Annotated in this window: 12 protein-coding genes; 7 read left to right on the top strand and 5 right to left on the bottom strand. The window is 75.1% G+C overall.

What is annotated here, in order from left to right; genetic code table 11:
- Positions 1 to 43: 43 nt before the first annotated feature.
- Both hemQ and hemG read right to left on the bottom strand, forming a co-directional pair.
- Positions 44 to 754, bottom strand: coding sequence for a hydrogen peroxide-dependent heme synthase (gene hemQ, locus ACBI99_RS10015; protein WP_372455458.1), 711 nt, complete (start codon positions 752 to 754; stop codon positions 44 to 46).
- Positions 751 to 2,154, bottom strand: coding sequence for a protoporphyrinogen oxidase (gene hemG, locus ACBI99_RS10010; RefSeq protein ID WP_219518727.1), 1,404 nt, complete (start codon positions 2,152 to 2,154; stop codon positions 751 to 753). Before hemG ends, hemQ begins: the two co-directional genes overlap by 4 nt.
- A 106-nt stretch (positions 2,155 to 2,260) precedes the next feature.
- Here hemG and ACBI99_RS10005 point away from each other — a divergent pair, with 106 nt between their 5' ends.
- Positions 2,261 to 3,286 carry a DUF4349 domain-containing protein gene (locus ACBI99_RS10005; RefSeq protein ID WP_375072147.1) on the top strand — a complete coding sequence of 342 codons (1,026 nt, stop codon included), beginning with the start codon at positions 2,261 to 2,263 and terminating at the stop codon, positions 3,284 to 3,286.
- Between the two features lie 34 nt (positions 3,287 to 3,320).
- Here ACBI99_RS10005 and ACBI99_RS10000 read toward each other — a convergent pair whose 3' ends face one another.
- Positions 3,321 to 5,507: a BTAD domain-containing putative transcriptional regulator gene (locus ACBI99_RS10000; RefSeq protein WP_375072146.1), complete on the bottom strand. Its 2,187-nt coding sequence runs from the start codon at positions 5,505 to 5,507 to the stop codon at positions 3,321 to 3,323.
- 154 nt (positions 5,508 to 5,661) lie between these two features.
- Positions 5,662 to 6,681: a uroporphyrinogen decarboxylase gene (hemE, locus tag ACBI99_RS09995; protein WP_375072145.1), complete on the bottom strand. Its 1,020-nt coding sequence runs from the start codon at positions 6,679 to 6,681 to the stop codon at positions 5,662 to 5,664.
- Positions 6,682 to 7,076: 395 nt separating this feature from the next.
- On the opposite strand from hemE, the gene ACBI99_RS09990 reads away from it, so the two are divergent.
- The 6 genes from ACBI99_RS09990 (at position 7,077) to ACBI99_RS09965 (ending at position 12,378) form a co-directional block, all read left to right on the top strand.
- Positions 7,077 to 7,232 (top strand): hypothetical protein, encoded by a 156-nt coding sequence (locus tag ACBI99_RS09990; RefSeq protein ID WP_219518012.1) that lies wholly within the window; start codon positions 7,077 to 7,079, stop codon positions 7,230 to 7,232.
- Positions 7,233 to 7,292: 60 nt separating this feature from the next.
- Positions 7,293 to 7,889, top strand: coding sequence for a DUF3000 domain-containing protein (locus tag ACBI99_RS09985; protein WP_219518010.1), 597 nt, complete (start codon positions 7,293 to 7,295; stop codon positions 7,887 to 7,889).
- 45 nt (positions 7,890 to 7,934) lie between these two features.
- Positions 7,935 to 9,155, top strand: a complete 1,221-nt coding sequence (locus tag ACBI99_RS09980; protein WP_375072144.1) for an HRDC domain-containing protein — start codon at positions 7,935 to 7,937, stop codon at positions 9,153 to 9,155.
- Positions 9,156 to 9,221: 66 nt separating this feature from the next.
- Positions 9,222 to 10,367 (top strand): Gfo/Idh/MocA family protein, encoded by a 1,146-nt coding sequence (locus tag ACBI99_RS09975; RefSeq protein WP_219518006.1) that lies wholly within the window; start codon positions 9,222 to 9,224, stop codon positions 10,365 to 10,367.
- A complete protein-coding gene (locus tag ACBI99_RS09970) occupies positions 10,364 to 11,527 on the top strand; it encodes a dihydrodipicolinate synthase family protein (protein WP_219518004.1) in 1,164 nt (387 codons plus the stop codon). The genes ACBI99_RS09975 and ACBI99_RS09970 overlap by 4 nt, the downstream gene beginning before the upstream one ends.
- Entirely contained in the window at positions 11,524 to 12,378 is an 855-nt protein-coding gene (locus ACBI99_RS09965) for a sugar phosphate isomerase/epimerase (protein ID WP_219518003.1), read from the top strand. Before ACBI99_RS09970 ends, ACBI99_RS09965 begins: the two co-directional genes overlap by 4 nt.
- Here ACBI99_RS09965 and ACBI99_RS09960 read toward each other — a convergent pair.
- Complete coding sequence (locus tag ACBI99_RS09960; RefSeq protein ID WP_375072143.1) at positions 12,365 to 14,938, bottom strand: PEP/pyruvate-binding domain-containing protein; 2,574 nt, start codon at positions 14,936 to 14,938, stop codon at positions 12,365 to 12,367. The two genes, ACBI99_RS09965 and ACBI99_RS09960, sit on opposite strands and share 14 nt — an antisense overlap.
- Positions 14,939 to 14,962: the final 24 nt, after the last annotated feature.

The following is a 14,962-nucleotide window of genomic DNA, read 5'->3' as shown; positions in this document are numbered from 1 at the left end:
CCCGTCAGCCGATCAGGCCAACCCGGGAGCCCGGGACGGCTCGCTAGGGAAGGGCGTTGACGAGCTCCTGGACGGGCTTGCGCACGCCGGTGTAGAAGGGGATCTCCAGCCGGGTGTGGCGGCGGGCCTGGGCGGCGCGCAGCTCACGCATCAGGTCGACGATGCGGTGCAGCTCGTCGGCCTCGAAGGCGAGCATCCACTCGTAGTCGTTGAGCGCGAAGCACGCCACCGTGTTGGCCCGCACGTCGGGGTAGCCGCGGGCCATCTGGCCGTGCTCGGCGAGCATGGCGCGGCGCTCGGCGTCGTCCAGCAGATACCACTCCAGGGAGCGGACGAACGGGTAGACGCTGACGAACGCCCGCGGCTCCTCCTCGGCGAGGAACGCCGGGATGTGCGACTTGTTGAACTCGGCGGGCCGGTGCAGCGCCATCGCCGACCAGACGGGCGTGCTGTGGCGGCCCAGGCCGGTGCGGCGGAAGCGGGAGTAGACGTCCTGGAGGTCCTCGGCCGTGGGGGCGTGCCACCAGAACATGTAGTCGGCGTCGGCGCGGAACCCGGCCACGTCGTAGAGGCCGCGGGTGACCACGTCCTTGCCGGCCGCCTGCTCCAGGAGCTCCTCGACCTCGTCGGCGATGTTCTCCCGGCTGCCGGGGACCGGCTCGGCGGCCTTGAACACCGACCACATCGTGTAACGGATCACCTGATTGAGATCGCGGGCCTTGAGCCGCGTCGTGCCCTCTGTCATGCCTGTCATTCTCCTCCTCGGCCCAGGTGGTCCAGAATCCGGGAGGCCGCCGTGCGGGCGGTCGCGACGCAGGCGGGGATGCCGAGCCCGTCGTAGGCGGCGCCGCAGACGGCCAGCGAGGGCTGCCCGGCCACGGCCGCGTGGACGCGGGCGACCCGGTCGAGGTGGCCGACGTTGTACTGCGGCAGGCCGCCGCCCCAGCGGGTGACGCGGGTGTCGGCGGGCTCCTGGCGGACGCCCATGACCTCGGCCATCTCCGCGCGGGCGAGCGCGACCAGGTCTTCGTCGTCGCGCTGGAGCAGGTGCTCCTCGCCGACGCGGCCGATGGAGCAGCGCAGGATCACCAGGTCGCGGGCGAGGTGCGGCCACTTGACGGAGCTGAACGTGACGGCCTTGACGGCCCGGCCGTCGACGGGCGGGACGAGGTAGCCGCTGGTCGAGGGCGGCTCGGGGAAGGCGGACACCGGGTAGGCGAGGGTGACGACGGCCATGCTGGCGTACTCGATCCTGGCCAGCTCGCTCGCCGCCTTGGGCACCTCGGCCTTGAGCAGGCGGCTCGCGGGGGCCGCGGGCACGGCGACGATGACGGCGTCGGCCTCGACGACCTCGGGCCTGGGCACCGGGCCGGTGACGAGCCGCCAGCCGTGCTCGGTGCGGGCCAGCTCGCGTACGGTGACGCCGGTCCTGATGTCGGCGCCGGACGCCTTGGCCACGGCCTCGGGCAGGCTGCCGATGCCGTTTCTGAGCGAGGTGAAGACCGGGCCGGCGTTCTTGGGCGCCTCGCGGGTGATCTGGCGGGCGGCGGCGAGCAGCGAGCGTTCGGCGCGGGCGGCGGCGGCCACCCGCGGCATCGTGGCCTCCAGCGACAGCTTGTCGGCGCGGCCCGCGTAGACGCCGCCGAGCAGCGGCTCCACCAGGCGTTCGACGATCTCGGGACCCATCCTGGCGCGGATGTAGGCGGCGACGGACACGTCGGTGCGCACGAGGGTGGCGGGCAGGATCTGGTCGAGCGGCACCCGCAGCAGCCCGCCGGGCGAGACGATGCCGGATCTGGCCAGCTCGGCCAGGTCGCCGGGCACGCCCATGAACTGGCCCTTGGGCAGCGGGCGCAGCGCGCCCCTGGTGTAGACGGCCGAGCCGGCGGAGCCTGGGCTGACCAGGTCGTCGCCGAGGCCGACGGCCCTGGCCAGGTCCTTGCCCTCGGGCCGTCTGGCCAGCATGGACTCGGCTCCCGCGTCGACGCTGACGCCGGCGACCTCGGACGCGTACAGCTTGCCGCCGATGCGCGGGGCGGCGTCGAGGACGGTCACCTTGACCCGCTCGCCCGCGCCCTGCCTGAGGTGCCAGGCGGCGGCCAGCCCGGAGATCCCGCCGCCGATGACGACCACGTGTGCCTGTTTGCCTGCCACGGTTCAGACGCTACCGTCCCGCGGGCGCGGCCCCGTTGCCGGGGCGTGTGACCGTACCGTGACGCGACGGTTCAAACCGGTGCGCACAGGGGTCCGTCTTAGGGGCATGAGGAGATCGCAGATCGTGCTGACGGGCGTCCTGGCCGCGCTGCTGCTGTCCGCCTGCGGGGGCGCCGGCGAGAGCGCCACGGGCGGGGCGGACGTGCCGATGGCGCAGGTCGATTCCGCCAAGGCGGTCGCGCGGGACGTGACGGCGCCGGAGAGCGCCGCCACCGCGCGGCCCACACCGGCGCAGAGGCGCCCGGCGAACGCGGCGTCGGGCGTCGAGGTCACCCAGCAGAACCGTCAGGTGATCTACAAGGCGAGCATGACCGTACGGGCCGAGGACGTCGCCGCCGCCGTCCAGCAGGCCAAGCAGACGGTCACCACGGCGGGCGGCTACCTGGCCAGGGAGGAGAGCCGCTCGTCCGACGACGCGCGGGCCTCGGCGCTCCTGGAGTTCAAGATCCCGCCCGCCCGCTACAACGAGGTGCTGGCCACGCTGGGCAAGGACCTGGGCAGGCAGCTCAGGCTGGAGCAGGGCACCGAGGACGTCACGCTGAAGGTCGCCGACGTGGAGAGCCGGCTGAAGTCGGCCGAGCAGGCCCTGGAGTCGCTGCGCAGCCTGCTGAAGCGCGCCGACACGATCGGCCAGGTGCTGGACGTGGAGCGGGAGATCGCCGGCCGCGAGGCGGATCTGGAGTCGCTCCAGGCGCAGCAGAAGGAGCTGGCCGCGCAGGTCGGCATGGCCACGCTGTCGCTGCGGCTGGTGGGGCCGGTCGTGGTGGTGGAGGAGCCCTCGGACGAGCCGGCGGGGTTCCTCGGCGGGCTGAAGAGCGGCTGGAACGGGCTGGTGTCCTTCGTGAAGGTGCTGCTCACCGTGCTGGGGACGGTCCTGCCGTGGCTGGTCGTGGTGGTGCCGCCGCTCGCGCTGGCGATCTTCCTGGTACGGCGTCGCCGCCGGGCCGGAGGCGGCGGCCCCGGCGGCATCGGCAACACGGACGGCACCGACGGCACCGACGGCACCGACGGCACGGACGGATCCGACGATCCGGCTCCGGCCCCGCCGGTGAAGGACGCGGCCCCTGTCTGACCGGATCTCCCGGCCGGGTGAGCGCGCCGGGCGGTCAGGCCCGCAGGCGCCGCAGGGCCTCGTGCGCGCGGCCGGCGCCGGACGGGTCGGCGGGCCGGTCCGCGAGGAGCACGGCGGCGCCGGGGATGGCGGGCCCGTCCTGCCCGGCTCCGCCCGCGACCCGGCGGCGACCGGGGGCGGTCGCGGGCGGCGGCGGGCCGGGGTGCCGGAGGAGGTCGGACAGCCGGGCCCCGGCGAGCGCCAGGTCCCGGCACAGGCCGCTCTCCCCCAGCCCGGCCGCCGCCGGCACCGCGCGCGCCAGTGTGCCGCGCTCGCAGCGGAGCCACCCGAGCGGGTCGCCGCCCAGCAACGCCTCCACCTCGCCCGGCCCCGCCTGCCAGAGCGGCGCGCGGTCGCGGCCGGGCGGGCGGCCGCCGGGGCTCACCCTGCGCAGGGCCTCCCCCGCCAGCGCCAGCAGCGCGGCAAGCGTGCGCGGGACGGCCGCCCGCCGCTCGTCCTCCGGCACGTCCGCGGCCGCGCGCTCGGCGGCGTACAGGCGGGTCAGGTCGGGGAGGCGGTAGCGCTCCTGCCCGGCGGCGTCGACGCGGCGGTGCCGGACGAGCTGGGCGTCGGCGAGCCGGTCCAGCAGCCGGGCGGCCTCGCCGACGGGGACGCCGAGCAGCGCCGCGGCGGTCCACGGGGCGAAGTCCGCCAGCGGCGGCAGCAGCCCGAGCAGGCCGAACAGCAGCCGCTCCCGCTCCCCCAGCGCCCCGTGGCCGGGCGCGAGGCCGGCGCGCACGTCCAGGTCGCCGGCGCGCAGCTCGTCGAGCCTGCCGCACTCGCGGCGCAGCCGGGCGGCCAGCCCGGCGGCGGTCCAGCCGGGCCGGGTGGCCAGCCGCGCCCCGGCGATGCGCAGCGCGAGCGGCAGCCCGTCGCAGAGCCGCGCGAGCTCGGCCAGCTCGGCGGGCCCGCCTCTGACGCCCGCCGGTCCGCCGGCGACCCGGCCGATCAGCTCGGCGGCCTCGCCGGGCGGCAGCTCGCCGAGCGGGACGGGCCGGGCGCCCTGCCCGGCGACCAGCCCGTCGAGCGCGCCGCGCCCGGTCACCACGACGCCGCACCCGGCCGAGCCGGGCAGCAGCGGACGCACCTGGGCGGCTCCGGCGGCGTCGTCGAGCAGCACCAGCATCCGCCGTTCGCGCAGCAGCGTCCGGTAGAGGGCGGCGCGCTCCTCCAGGGAGCCGGGCACGCCGCCGGCGCCGAGCGCGCGCAGGAACCGGCCGAGCACCTCCTCCGGCGGCAGCGGGCGCGTCCGGCCGCGCAGGTCCGCGTAGAGCTGGCCGTCGGGGTAGCGGGCGGCCCGCGTGTGCGCCCAGTGCACGGCCAGCCCGGTCTTGCCGACGCCGCCGGGGCCGACGACCAGCGCCACCGCGCCGTCGCCGGCGCAGCGGTCGAGCGCGGCCAGCTCGCGAGCGCGGCCGGTGAACGCGGTGACGCCGGGCGGGAGCTGGCGCGGCGTCGTGGCGACGGCCCGCTCCTCGTCGCCCAGCACCCGGGCGTGCGCCGCCCGCAGGTGGTGGCCCGGCTCCAGGCCGAGCTCGGCCACCAGCAGCTCGCGGCCCTCGTGGTAGGCGGTCAGCGCCTCGGCCCGTCGGCCGGACCGGTGCAGCGCGAGCAGGTGCAGCGCGCGCAGCCGTTCGTCCAGCGGGTGGGCGGCCACCAGGGCGGCGAGCTCGGCGGCGGCCTCCGACGGGCGGTCCAGCGCGATCAGCGCCTCGGCGCGGCCCTCGCGCGCCGAGACACGTGATCGCTCCAGCCTGGCCGCCTCCTCGCGCAGCGCGTCCAGGCCCTCGTAGGCGTCGCCGCGCCAGCAGGCCAGCGCCTCGCCGTAGAGCCGGGCCGCCGCCCGGTGGTCGCCCGCCGCCGCGGCCGGGGCCGCCCGCGAGCACAGCTCCTCGAACCGGAGCGCGTCGAGCTCGTGCGGCTCGACGGCCAGCAGGTAGCCGTCGCCGTCGCGGCTGATCCGGTCGCCGCCGAGGCGCTGCCGTACCTGGTGGACGTGCCAGCGGACGGTGGAGCCCGACGGGCGGGCGGCGCCCCAGACGGCGTCGGCGAGCACCCCGTCGGGGACGCGCCTGCCCGCGCGGCTCAGGAGCACCGCCAGCAGGGCGCGCTGTTTGGCCGTCAGCTCGACCTCGGCGCCGTCACGCACGACCGTGAGCCGCCCCAGGACCCCGAACTCCATCCGCGCCCCCCAACCCCGACGGTCCCCCCACAATACTCAGTAAGCCGAAGCATCGCACCAAGCCGGGCGGATCGGGCACGAGCGGCGTCACCGGGCATGCGAAAGCGCCCCGGCTCGGCGAGCCGGGGCGCGGCAGGAACGGCGCAGGGGTTGGTCAGGCGGCCTCGTGGACCAGGTCGGTCAGGCGCTTGAGCTGGTCGGGGTCGGTGTTGGGGAGCACGCCGTGGCCCAGGTTGAACACGTGGCCCTCGGCCGCGGCGCCCTCGCGCAGCACCTCGCGGGCCTTGCGCTCGACGACCTCCCACGGGGCCAGCAGGATCGCCGGGTCGAGGTTGCCCTGCAGCGCCTTGCCGGGGCCGACCCGGCGGGCGGCCTCGGAGAGCGGGACCCGCCAGTCGACGCCCACCACGTCGGCGCCGGCCTCGCCGAGCACGCCCAGCAGCTCGCCGGTGCCGACGCCGAAGTGGATGCGCGGCACGTCGGGCAGGCCCGCGAAGATGCGGCGGGTGTGCGGCAGGATGAACTCGCGGTAGTCGGCCATCGGCACCGCGCCCACCCAGGAGTCGAACAGCTGGATCGCCGAGGCGCCCGCCGCCACCTGGATGCGCAGGTGCTCCAGCACGATGCCGGTCAGCCGCTCCATGAAGTCGTGCCACAGCGCGGGCTCGCCGTACATCATGGCCTTGGTCCGGTCGTGGTTCTTGGACGGGCCGCCCTCGATCAGGTAGGAGCCGAGCGTGAACGGCGCGCCGGCGAAGCCGATCAGCGGGGTGCCGCCGAGCTCGCCGGTGAGCGCCTGGATGGCCTCGGTCACGTACGGGACGTCCCCGGGCTCCAGGGGACGCAGCGCCTGAAGGCCCCTGGCGTCGCGGATCGGGTCGGCGACGACGGGGCCGACGCCGGGCTTGATGTCGAGGTCGACGCCGATGGCCTTGAGGGGCACCACGATGTCGCTGAAGAAGATGGCCGCGTCGACGCCGTAGCGGCGGACCGGCTGCAGGGTGATCTCGGCGATGAGGTCGGGCGTGGCGCAGGCGGTCAGCATCGGGACGCCCTCGCGGACCTTCAGGTATTCGGGCAGCGAACGACCGGCCTGCCGCATGTACCAGACGGGGGTGTGCGGGACGGGCTGACGGCGGCAGGCACGCAGGAACGCTGAGTCGGCGAGATTCACCCCTCAAGGGTGCCATGAGGTGCGCTCGCCCCCGCCACCGGAAGGCGGTGTCGGAGGGCGGTGTCGGAAAAATATGCCTGGCGCGCCCCAATTCATGATCAGATAGCGGAATGCATGTTTACCGGCCGGCCCGGCGTCGGGACCCTTCACGGGTCGCGCACACCCCATGGGCGACCAGAGAGGCGGTCTCGGCTGGGCCAAAACTTCGCAAACCCACCGCGCGGCATCGATTCAGCGACCACTTTCGGGACACGCCGAGCGCGTTGCGGGGAAATGTCGGCGGCTCGTGCCAACGTCGAAGCCACGTCCCGAAGAAAGGCCCCGGTTCGATGACTGGTGCGATGACCGCGTTGCGGAGTTCCGTGCTCCAGGGGGAGCACCGTTTTGGACACTGCGTGACGTGCGCCGGCGAGCGGCTGTTCGAGCGCCCGGCCTGCTCCGACGGGCACGAGCCCGGCGAGTGCCCCGAGTGGGCGTGCGCCGAGTGCGGGCACGCGATCTGGCTCGGCCTGGCCGAATGCGCCCGGCCGCTGGTGACGGCCGCGGTTTGATCGCCACCGATGAGTACCCCCGTGGTCCCCTTCCGTCCCGCTTCGACCTACTCTTCGACTATGACCCTCGGTGACCGCCCACCGGTTCCCGCGGCCTTCAGGCGCGCGGTCGAGAGCCTGCGGCCGGCCGAGGTCCGGCCGGAGATCGAGCTCGAGGACCTGCCGGCCCCGCAGCGGCTGGCCCCGCACTCGGCGGCGATCGGCGCGTCGGTCTACCGCGACGACGACGAGCTCGCGGTCGGGCGGCTGATCCTGCTCTACGACCCCGACGGCCAGCGCGGCTGGGACGGCCCGTTCCGGCTGGTCGCCTACGTGCGGGCCGACATGGAGCCGGAGATCACCTCCGACCCGCTGCTCGGGCCCGTCGCGTGGAGCTGGCTGACCGAGGCGCTCGACGCCCATCACGCCGACTACTCCGCGGCTGGCGGTACCGTGACCAGAGCGGTGTCCGAGGGTTTCGGCAACAAGGCCGAGGACCCGGTCACCACTGAGCTCGAGCTGCGGGCGTCCTGGTCCCCCGCAGAGGAGGACCTGTCCGGCCATGTGGCCGCCTGGTGCGATCTCATGTGTGTGGCCGCCGGGATTCCGCCGCTTCCGCCGGATGTGGCCGCCATGCCCCGCCGACGCGATGATCCGGAGAGTGACCGAACGAAGTGAGGGCACAAGTCAACACAGCAGCGTGGTCGTGAGGGCGGTGCGCTCATGACAGAAGAACGAACCGTGGTCCCGCTGCTCGAGCCGCGCGAGGGCATCCCGCCGGTCGTGGCCGACGCCGCGTCGCTGGCCCGTGCCGTCGCCGCGTTCGGCGCGGGCACCGGCCCCGTCGCCGTCGACGCCGAGCGGGCCTCCGGCTACCGCTACGGCAACCGCGCCTACTTGGTGCAGCTGCGCCGCGCCGGCGCCGGCACCGCGCTCATCGACCCGGTGGCCTGCCCCGACCTGTCGGATCTGGACGCCGCGCTGGCCGGCGCCGAGGTCGTGCTGCACGCCGCCTCGCAGGACCTGCCGTGCCTGATGGAGATCGGGTTCCGGCCGCGCCGGATGTTCGACACCGAGCTGGCCGGCCGGCTGCTCGGCTACGAGCGGGTCGGGCTCGGCACGATGGTGGAGACGGTGCTCGGGCTGCGGCTGGAGAAGGGCCATTCGGCCGCCGACTGGTCGACCAGGCCGCTGCCCGAGGACTGGCTGCGCTATGCCGCCCTCGACGTGGAGGTGCTGGTCGAGCTCCGTGACGCGCTGCACGAGGAGCTGGCCGAGAGCGGCAAGCTGGAGTGGGCGCAGGAGGAGTTCGCCGCGGTGCTCGGCACGCCGCCGCCCGCGCCGCGCTCCGACCCGTGGCGGCGCACGTCCGGCATCCACAAGGTGCGCAGCGTGCGGGCGCTGGCGATCGTGCGCGAGCTGTGGACGATGCGCGACCGGATCGCCCGCGAGAACGACCTGGCGCCGGGCCGGGTGCTGCCCGACGCGGCGATCGTCAGCGCTGCCCTGGAGGGGCCGCGCACGAAGAAGGCGCTCACCGAGATCTCCGCGTTCACCGGGCGCAGCGCGCGCCGGCACATGAACGACTGGCTGGCCGCGGTGACCAGGGCGCGGGCCCTGCCCGACGGGCAGCTTCCGCAGCCGAGCACGCCGGGCGACGGGCCGCCGCCGGTCAACCGGTGGCCCGACCGCGACCCGGCGGCGGCCAGGCGGCTGGCCGCGGCCCGCGCGGTGGTGTCGGCGCTGGCCGACGAGCACCACATGCCGACGGAGAACCTGTTGCAGCCCGACGCGGTGCGCAGGCTCACGTGGGAGCCGCCGGAGGAGATCACCGACGAGAGCGTGACGGCCAGGCTGCGCGGGCTGGGCGCCCGCGAGTGGCAGCTCGGGCTGACCGCTCGTCCCATCGCCGCGGCACTGGCCAGGCTGGAGTCCCGGGAGTAAGGCACTTGACGCCTCCGGCGGCTCCGCCGTACCGTTCGGGAAAGCGCTTTCCTTGAAAGGACTCCCATGAGCGTGCGCACCATCGGCGTCGTGATGAACGGCGTGACCGGACGGATGGGCTACCGCCAGCACCTGGTCCGTTCCGTTCTGGCGATCAACGAGCAGGGCGGTGTGACGCTCTCCGACGGCAGCCGCGTCACGCTGAAGCCCGTGCTCGTCGGCCGCAACGCCGACAAGCTGGCCGCGCTGGCCGCCCGCCACGGCATCCCCGACCACACCACCGACCTGGAGTCCGCGCTCGCCGACGAGGACAACCTCGTCTACTTCGACGCCCAGGTCACCTCCGCCCGGGTCAAGGCCGTGCTCCAGGCCATCGAGGCGGGCAAGCACGTCTACGCCGAGAAGCCCACCGCCGAGTCGGTGCAGGAGGCGGTCGCGCTGGCCGAGGCCGCCGCCGCGCGCGGCGTCAAGAACGGCGTCGTGCAGGACAAGCTGTTCCTGCCGGGGCTGCTCAAGCTCAAGCGGCTGATCGACGGCGGCTTCTTCGGGCGCATCCTGTCGGTGCGCGGCGAGTTCGGCTACTGGGTGTTCGAGGGCGACTGGCAGGAGGCCCAGCGGCCGTCGTGGAACTACCGGGCCGAGGACGGCGGCGGCATCGTGCTCGACATGTTCCCGCACTGGCACTACGTGCTGGAGAACCTGTTCGGCCGGGTCGAGTCCGTCTACGCCCAGGCCGTCACGCACATCCCGGCGCGGGTGGACGAGCGGGGCGAGACCTACCAGGCGACGGCCGACGACGCCGCCTACGGCGTGTTCGGGCTGGCGGGCGGCATCGTCGCACAGATCAACTCGTCCTGGACGGTCCGGGTGAACCGGGACGAGCTGGTCGAGTTCCAGGTGGACGGCACGCACGGCAGCGCGGTCGCGGGGCTGCGCGGCTGCCGGATCCAGCACCGCGCCGCCACGCCCAAGCCCGTCTGGAACCCAGACCTGCCCGCCACCGCCCGCTTCCGCGACGGCTGGCAGGAGGTGCCCGACAACGGGGAGTTCGACAACGGGTTCAAGATCCAGTGGGAGCTGTTCGTCCGGCACGTGCTGGAGGACGCGCCGTTCCCGTACGACTTCGCGGCGGGCGCGCGCGGCGTGCAGCTCGCCGAGCTGGGACTGCGCTCGTCCGCCGAGGGCCGCAGGATCGAGGTGCCGCAGCTGTGAGGATCGACCTGCCGGGCGGCGCCTACACGCTGCGGGAGCCGGTGACCTGGCCGGTGTCCGGCACGCCCGCCGTGAGCCGGGTGGCGTACGCGGCCGCGCACGTGGTGGCCGACCCGCGCGGCGGCAACGCGCCGGGCGCCCCGGCCGCCGTCGACTGGGACGCGACGCTGGGCTTCCGCCGCCACCTGTGGTCGTACGGGCTGCGGGTGGCCGACGCGATGGACACCGCGCAGCGCAACATGGGGCTGGACTGGGCGGCGACGCGGGAGCTGATCCGGCGCAGCGCCGCCGAGGCGCGCGCCTTCGGCGACCCGGCCGAGCTGGTGGCGTGCGGCGCGGGCACCGACCACGCGCCGGACGCCGCCGACCTGGACGCCGTCACCGCGGCCTACGCCGAGCAGGTGGAGACCGTCCAGGAGACGGGCGCCGGCGTGATCGTCATGGCGTCGCGGCAGCTCGCCCGGCTGGCGGGCGGGCCGCGCGACTACCACCGGGTGTACGGCAAGGTGTTCGGGCTGGTGCGGCGGCCGGTGATCCTGCACTGGCTGGGCGAGATGTTCGACCCGCAGCTCGCCGGCTACTGGGGCTCGCGGGACGTCAACGCGGCGACGGAGTCGTTCCTGGAGCTGGTGCACGCGCACGCGCCGCTGGTCGACGGGGTGAAGGTGTCGCTGCTTGACGAGGAGCACGAGGTGCGGCTGCGGGCCGCGCTGCCCGGCGGGGTGAGGCTCTACACCGGCGACGACTTCAACTACCCGTCGCTGATCAGGTCCGGCTCGCACGCGCTGCTCGGCATCTTCGACGCGATCGCGCCGGTCGCCGCGATGGCGCTGCGGGTGCTGGACTCCGCCGAGGCCGCCTGCGACGAGGCGGGCCGCGAGCGGCTGCTGGCCCAGTACGAGGAGATCCTGGCGCCGACGGTGCCGCTGTCGCGCAAGATCTTCGAGACGCCGACCTATCACTACAAGACCGGCATCGTCTTCCTGGCCTGGCTGAACGGCCACCAGGACGGGTTCGCGATGGTGAACGGCGCCCAGTCGGCGCGCTCGATCACGCACCTGGCGGAGGTGTTCCGGCTGGCCGACCAGGCGGGGCTGCTGGCGGACCAGGAGCTGGCCGTGCACCGGATGAAGGCGCTGCTGGAGGTGAACGGCCTGTGAGCCTGTCGCTGAACCAGTGGACGACCCGCCGCTGGACGCTGCCCGAGGCCGTCGACGGGTGCGTCCGGCACGGCCTGGAGGCGATCGGCCTGTGGCGGGAGAAGGTGGCCGAGCACGGGCTCGCGCGCAGCGCCAGGCTGGTGCGCGAGAGCGGGCTGCGAGTCTCGTCGCTGTGCCGGGGCGGCTTCCTGACCGCCGGGGAGCTGTCCGGCGAGCGGGGCCGGGCCGCGCTGGACGACAACCGGCGGGCCGTGGACGAGGCCGCCGAGCTGGGGGCCGCCTGCCTGGTCATGGTGGTGGGCGGGCTGCCCGGGGTGACGCCCGGCGAGCCGCCGCCCGCCGGCTTCTCGCGGGACGTCGCCGGGGCCAGGCAGCGGGTGACCGAGGCGCTGGCCACGCTCGCGCCGTACGCCGGGGAGCGGGGGGTGCGGCTGGCGCTGGAGCCGCTGCACCCGGTCTACTGCCCGGACCGGGCGGTGCTGTCGACGCTCGGCCAGGCGCTCGACCTCGCGCTCGCCCATCCGCAGGAGCAGGTCGGGGTGGTGGTCGACACCTTCCACGTGTGGTGGGACCCGGCGCTGCACGAGCAGATCGCCCGCGCGGGCGGCCGGATCGCCTCCTACCAGGTGTGCGACTACCTGCATCCGCTCCCGGCGGACGTGCTGCTGGGCCGGGGGATGATGGGCGACGGGGTGATCGGCTTCCCGCCGATCACCCGGGCCGTGGCCGAGGCCGGCTACACCGGCGACGTCGAGGTGGAGATCTTCAACGCCGACGTCTGGGCCGCCGACCCCGACGAGGTGGTGGCGACGATGAAGGCCCGCTACGCGGACGTGGTCATGGCGTCGTGACGGTCCCGGCGGCGCCGTCGACGGTGACGGTGTCGCCGGTGGCAACGCGGTGGGTGGCCCCGGCCACGCCGACGACGGCCGGGATGCCGTACTCGCGGGCCACCACCGCGCCGTGCGACATGGCGCCGCCCATCTCCATCACCAGGCCGCCCGCCGTGAGGAAGAGCGGCGTCCAGCCGGGGTCGGTGGACGGGCAGACGAGGATCTCGCCCGGCTCCAGGTGCGCTCCGACCGGGTCGAGCACCACCCGGGCGGTGGCGGTCACGGTGCCGGCGGAGGCGGCGGTGCCGGTCAGCGCGCCGTCCGCCGCGGCGGTGGTGGCCAGCGCCTCGGGCTCGGTGCCGTCGGACAGCAGCATCCTGGGCACGTGACGGCGGCGCGCCTCCCGTTCGCGCTCCGCCCGCCGCCCGGCCACGAGGTCGCGCAAGTCGCCGTCGGCCAGGGCGGCGCGGGCCTCCTTGAACGTGAGGAAGTAGACGTCGCCGGCCGCCTCCAGGACCCCCTGTTCCGCCAGGTGCGCGCCGACGGCGAGCATGCTGTGCCGCACCGCCGCGAGCACCTTGACCAGGTAGAACTTCGGCAGCTCGCGCAGCCCGGCGAGCCTGCGGGTGCGGCGCAGCCCGAAGCGCACGACGGCGCCCCGCCACCGGGCCCGCCGGCGGGCGGCGGCCACCACGCGGTCCACGGCCGCCTCCGCCTCGGCGGCGCCCCTGGCGAACAGCTCGTCCGGCGCGGGCCCGCCGTCCATGCGCAGGTAGTTGGCCAGCACGCCGAGCAGGTGCGACGGGTCGTCGGACCAGCGCGGAACGCCCAGGTCGATCTCGGCGACGCCGCGGTGCCCGTACGTGTCCAGGAAGGCCGTGATGCCGCGCTGGGCGCGCGGCGGCAGCTCGCCGGCCCGGTAGAGGCGGACCAGCTCGGGCACCGGCAGCGTGCGGAACGGCTCGGGCTCGACGCGGGTGGCCAGCGCCCACAGCTCCAGGTCCATCTGGGTGGTCGGGTTGTTCGGCACGCTGCGCAGCACGTCCTGCATGTCGCCGATCGGCACGCCGGAGAGCCGCGACGACAGCGCGAACAGGCCGTAGCCGGTGAGCGCGTACGGCATGATCGAGATGATGGCCGGGAAGGTGGCGGTCAGCGCCCGCTCGGCGTGGGCCAGCCGCTCGGCGGGGGTGGCGGCGGCGGGCAGGGCGAGCCGCCGGTCCAGCTCCTCCCCCAGCCGCCGGGTACGGGCCAGCGCCCGCTCCGGCCTGGTCAGCGCCTCGAACACCCGTCCGGGGACGCGCACGCGGCGGGCGAAGCGGAGCGCGGCGCGGGCGAACGGGCGGCGGCCGGGGTGGATCACCGAGAGCCTCGGGTCGTCCATCAGGCCGTCGACGAGCGCGACCGTGCGCGCCTCGCCGACGCGCAGCAGCTTCGGCAGGATGACGCGGCCCGCGCGGCTGCGCAGCGGGGTGGTGAGGTCGAGCCAGAGCCGCTGCCCCGACTCCGTCATGGCGCGCGGCCCGTCGTGCGGGTCGGCGGGCGCGAACCCGAACAGGGTGGCGGCCCCGGAGCCGACCAGCCGGAACGCCGCGATCCCCATCGGCGTGATCGGCCCCATGACGCCCTGGGCCACGTTGAAGGAGAAGTAGGCGCGCAGGCCGTCGCCGCGCGGCTCCGGCAGCGGATAGAGGGTGGTGATCGGCCTGGCCTGGGTGAGCCAGATCCGTCCGGCGGCGTCGATGGCCCACTCGGTGTCCTGCGGAGCGCCGTAGTGCTCCTCGACGCGGGCGCCGAGCGCGGCCAGCTCGCGCACTTCGGCGTCGGTCAGGCACAGGCCCTCGTGCCCGGTCTCGACCCGTTCGGTGCCGCCGCCGGGCAGGGCGCGGATCGCCACCCGCTTGTCCCCGGCGTGCCGCTCGACGGCGGCGCCGTGGACGACGAACCGGTCGGGGTTGACCGCGCCCGACACGACGGCCTCGCCCAGTCCGGGGCTGGCGTCGATGACCGCCTCGTGCCGCCGCCCCGTCACCGGGTTCGCGGTGAACATCACCCCGGCGACCCGCGCGTCCACCATGTCCTGGACGACGACGGCCAGCGAGACGGCGGCGTGGTCGATGCCGTTGGACTCGCGGTAGGCGACGGCCCGGTCGGTCCACAGTGACGCCCAGCAGCGGCGCACCGCGTCGAGCAGCGCCTGCTCGCCGACCACGTTGAGGTAGGTGTCCTGCTGGCCGGCGAAGCTGGCGAACGGCAGGTCCTCGGCGGTGGCCGAGGACCGCACGGCGACGGCCCGCCCCGGCGTGTACGCGGCCAGCACGGCCTCGGCGACCTCCGGCGGCACCGGCGTCTCCAGCAGCCGTGACCTGGCCTTCTCCGCCAGCCCGTCGCCGCCCGCGGCGATGACGCCGTCGAGGCCCGCCGCGGCGGCGGCCTGCCGGTAGGCGCGGGTGGTGAGCACCCAGCCGGGCGGGACGGGCAGCCCGGCCCGGGTGAGCTCGCCCAGGTTGGCCCCTTTGCCGCCCACCTCGTCCAGCATGCCGCCGTCGATCCGGGAAAAGTCCAGTGCCGTCGTCATCGGTCGCTCTCCTGCCGTCAACGC

It is taken from the genome of Nonomuraea sp. ATR24 (assembly GCF_041950485.1).
Lineage (GTDB): Bacteria > Actinomycetota > Actinomycetes > Streptosporangiales > Streptosporangiaceae > Nonomuraea > Nonomuraea ceibae.
This window is presented reverse-complemented; position numbering and strand designations above follow the sequence as displayed.

Coding starts and splice junctions, on each gene's coding strand:
- ACBI99_RS10005 (WP_375072147.1), top strand. CDS start 2,261: ATGAGGAGATCGCAGATCGTGCTGACGGGCGTCCTGGCCGCGCTGCTG.
- hemQ (WP_372455458.1), bottom strand. CDS start 754: ATGACAGGCATGACAGAGGGCACGACGCGGCTCAAGGCCCGCGATCTC.
- ACBI99_RS09985 (WP_219518010.1), top strand. CDS start 7,293: ATGACCCTCGGTGACCGCCCACCGGTTCCCGCGGCCTTCAGGCGCGCG.
- ACBI99_RS09975 (WP_219518006.1), top strand. CDS start 9,222: ATGAGCGTGCGCACCATCGGCGTCGTGATGAACGGCGTGACCGGACGG.
- ACBI99_RS10000 (WP_375072146.1), bottom strand. CDS start 5,507: ATGGAGTTCGGGGTCCTGGGGCGGCTCACGGTCGTGCGTGACGGCGCC.
- ACBI99_RS09960 (WP_375072143.1), bottom strand. CDS start 14,938: ATGACGACGGCACTGGACTTTTCCCGGATCGACGGCGGCATGCTGGAC.
- ACBI99_RS09980 (WP_375072144.1), top strand. CDS start 7,935: ATGACAGAAGAACGAACCGTGGTCCCGCTGCTCGAGCCGCGCGAGGGC.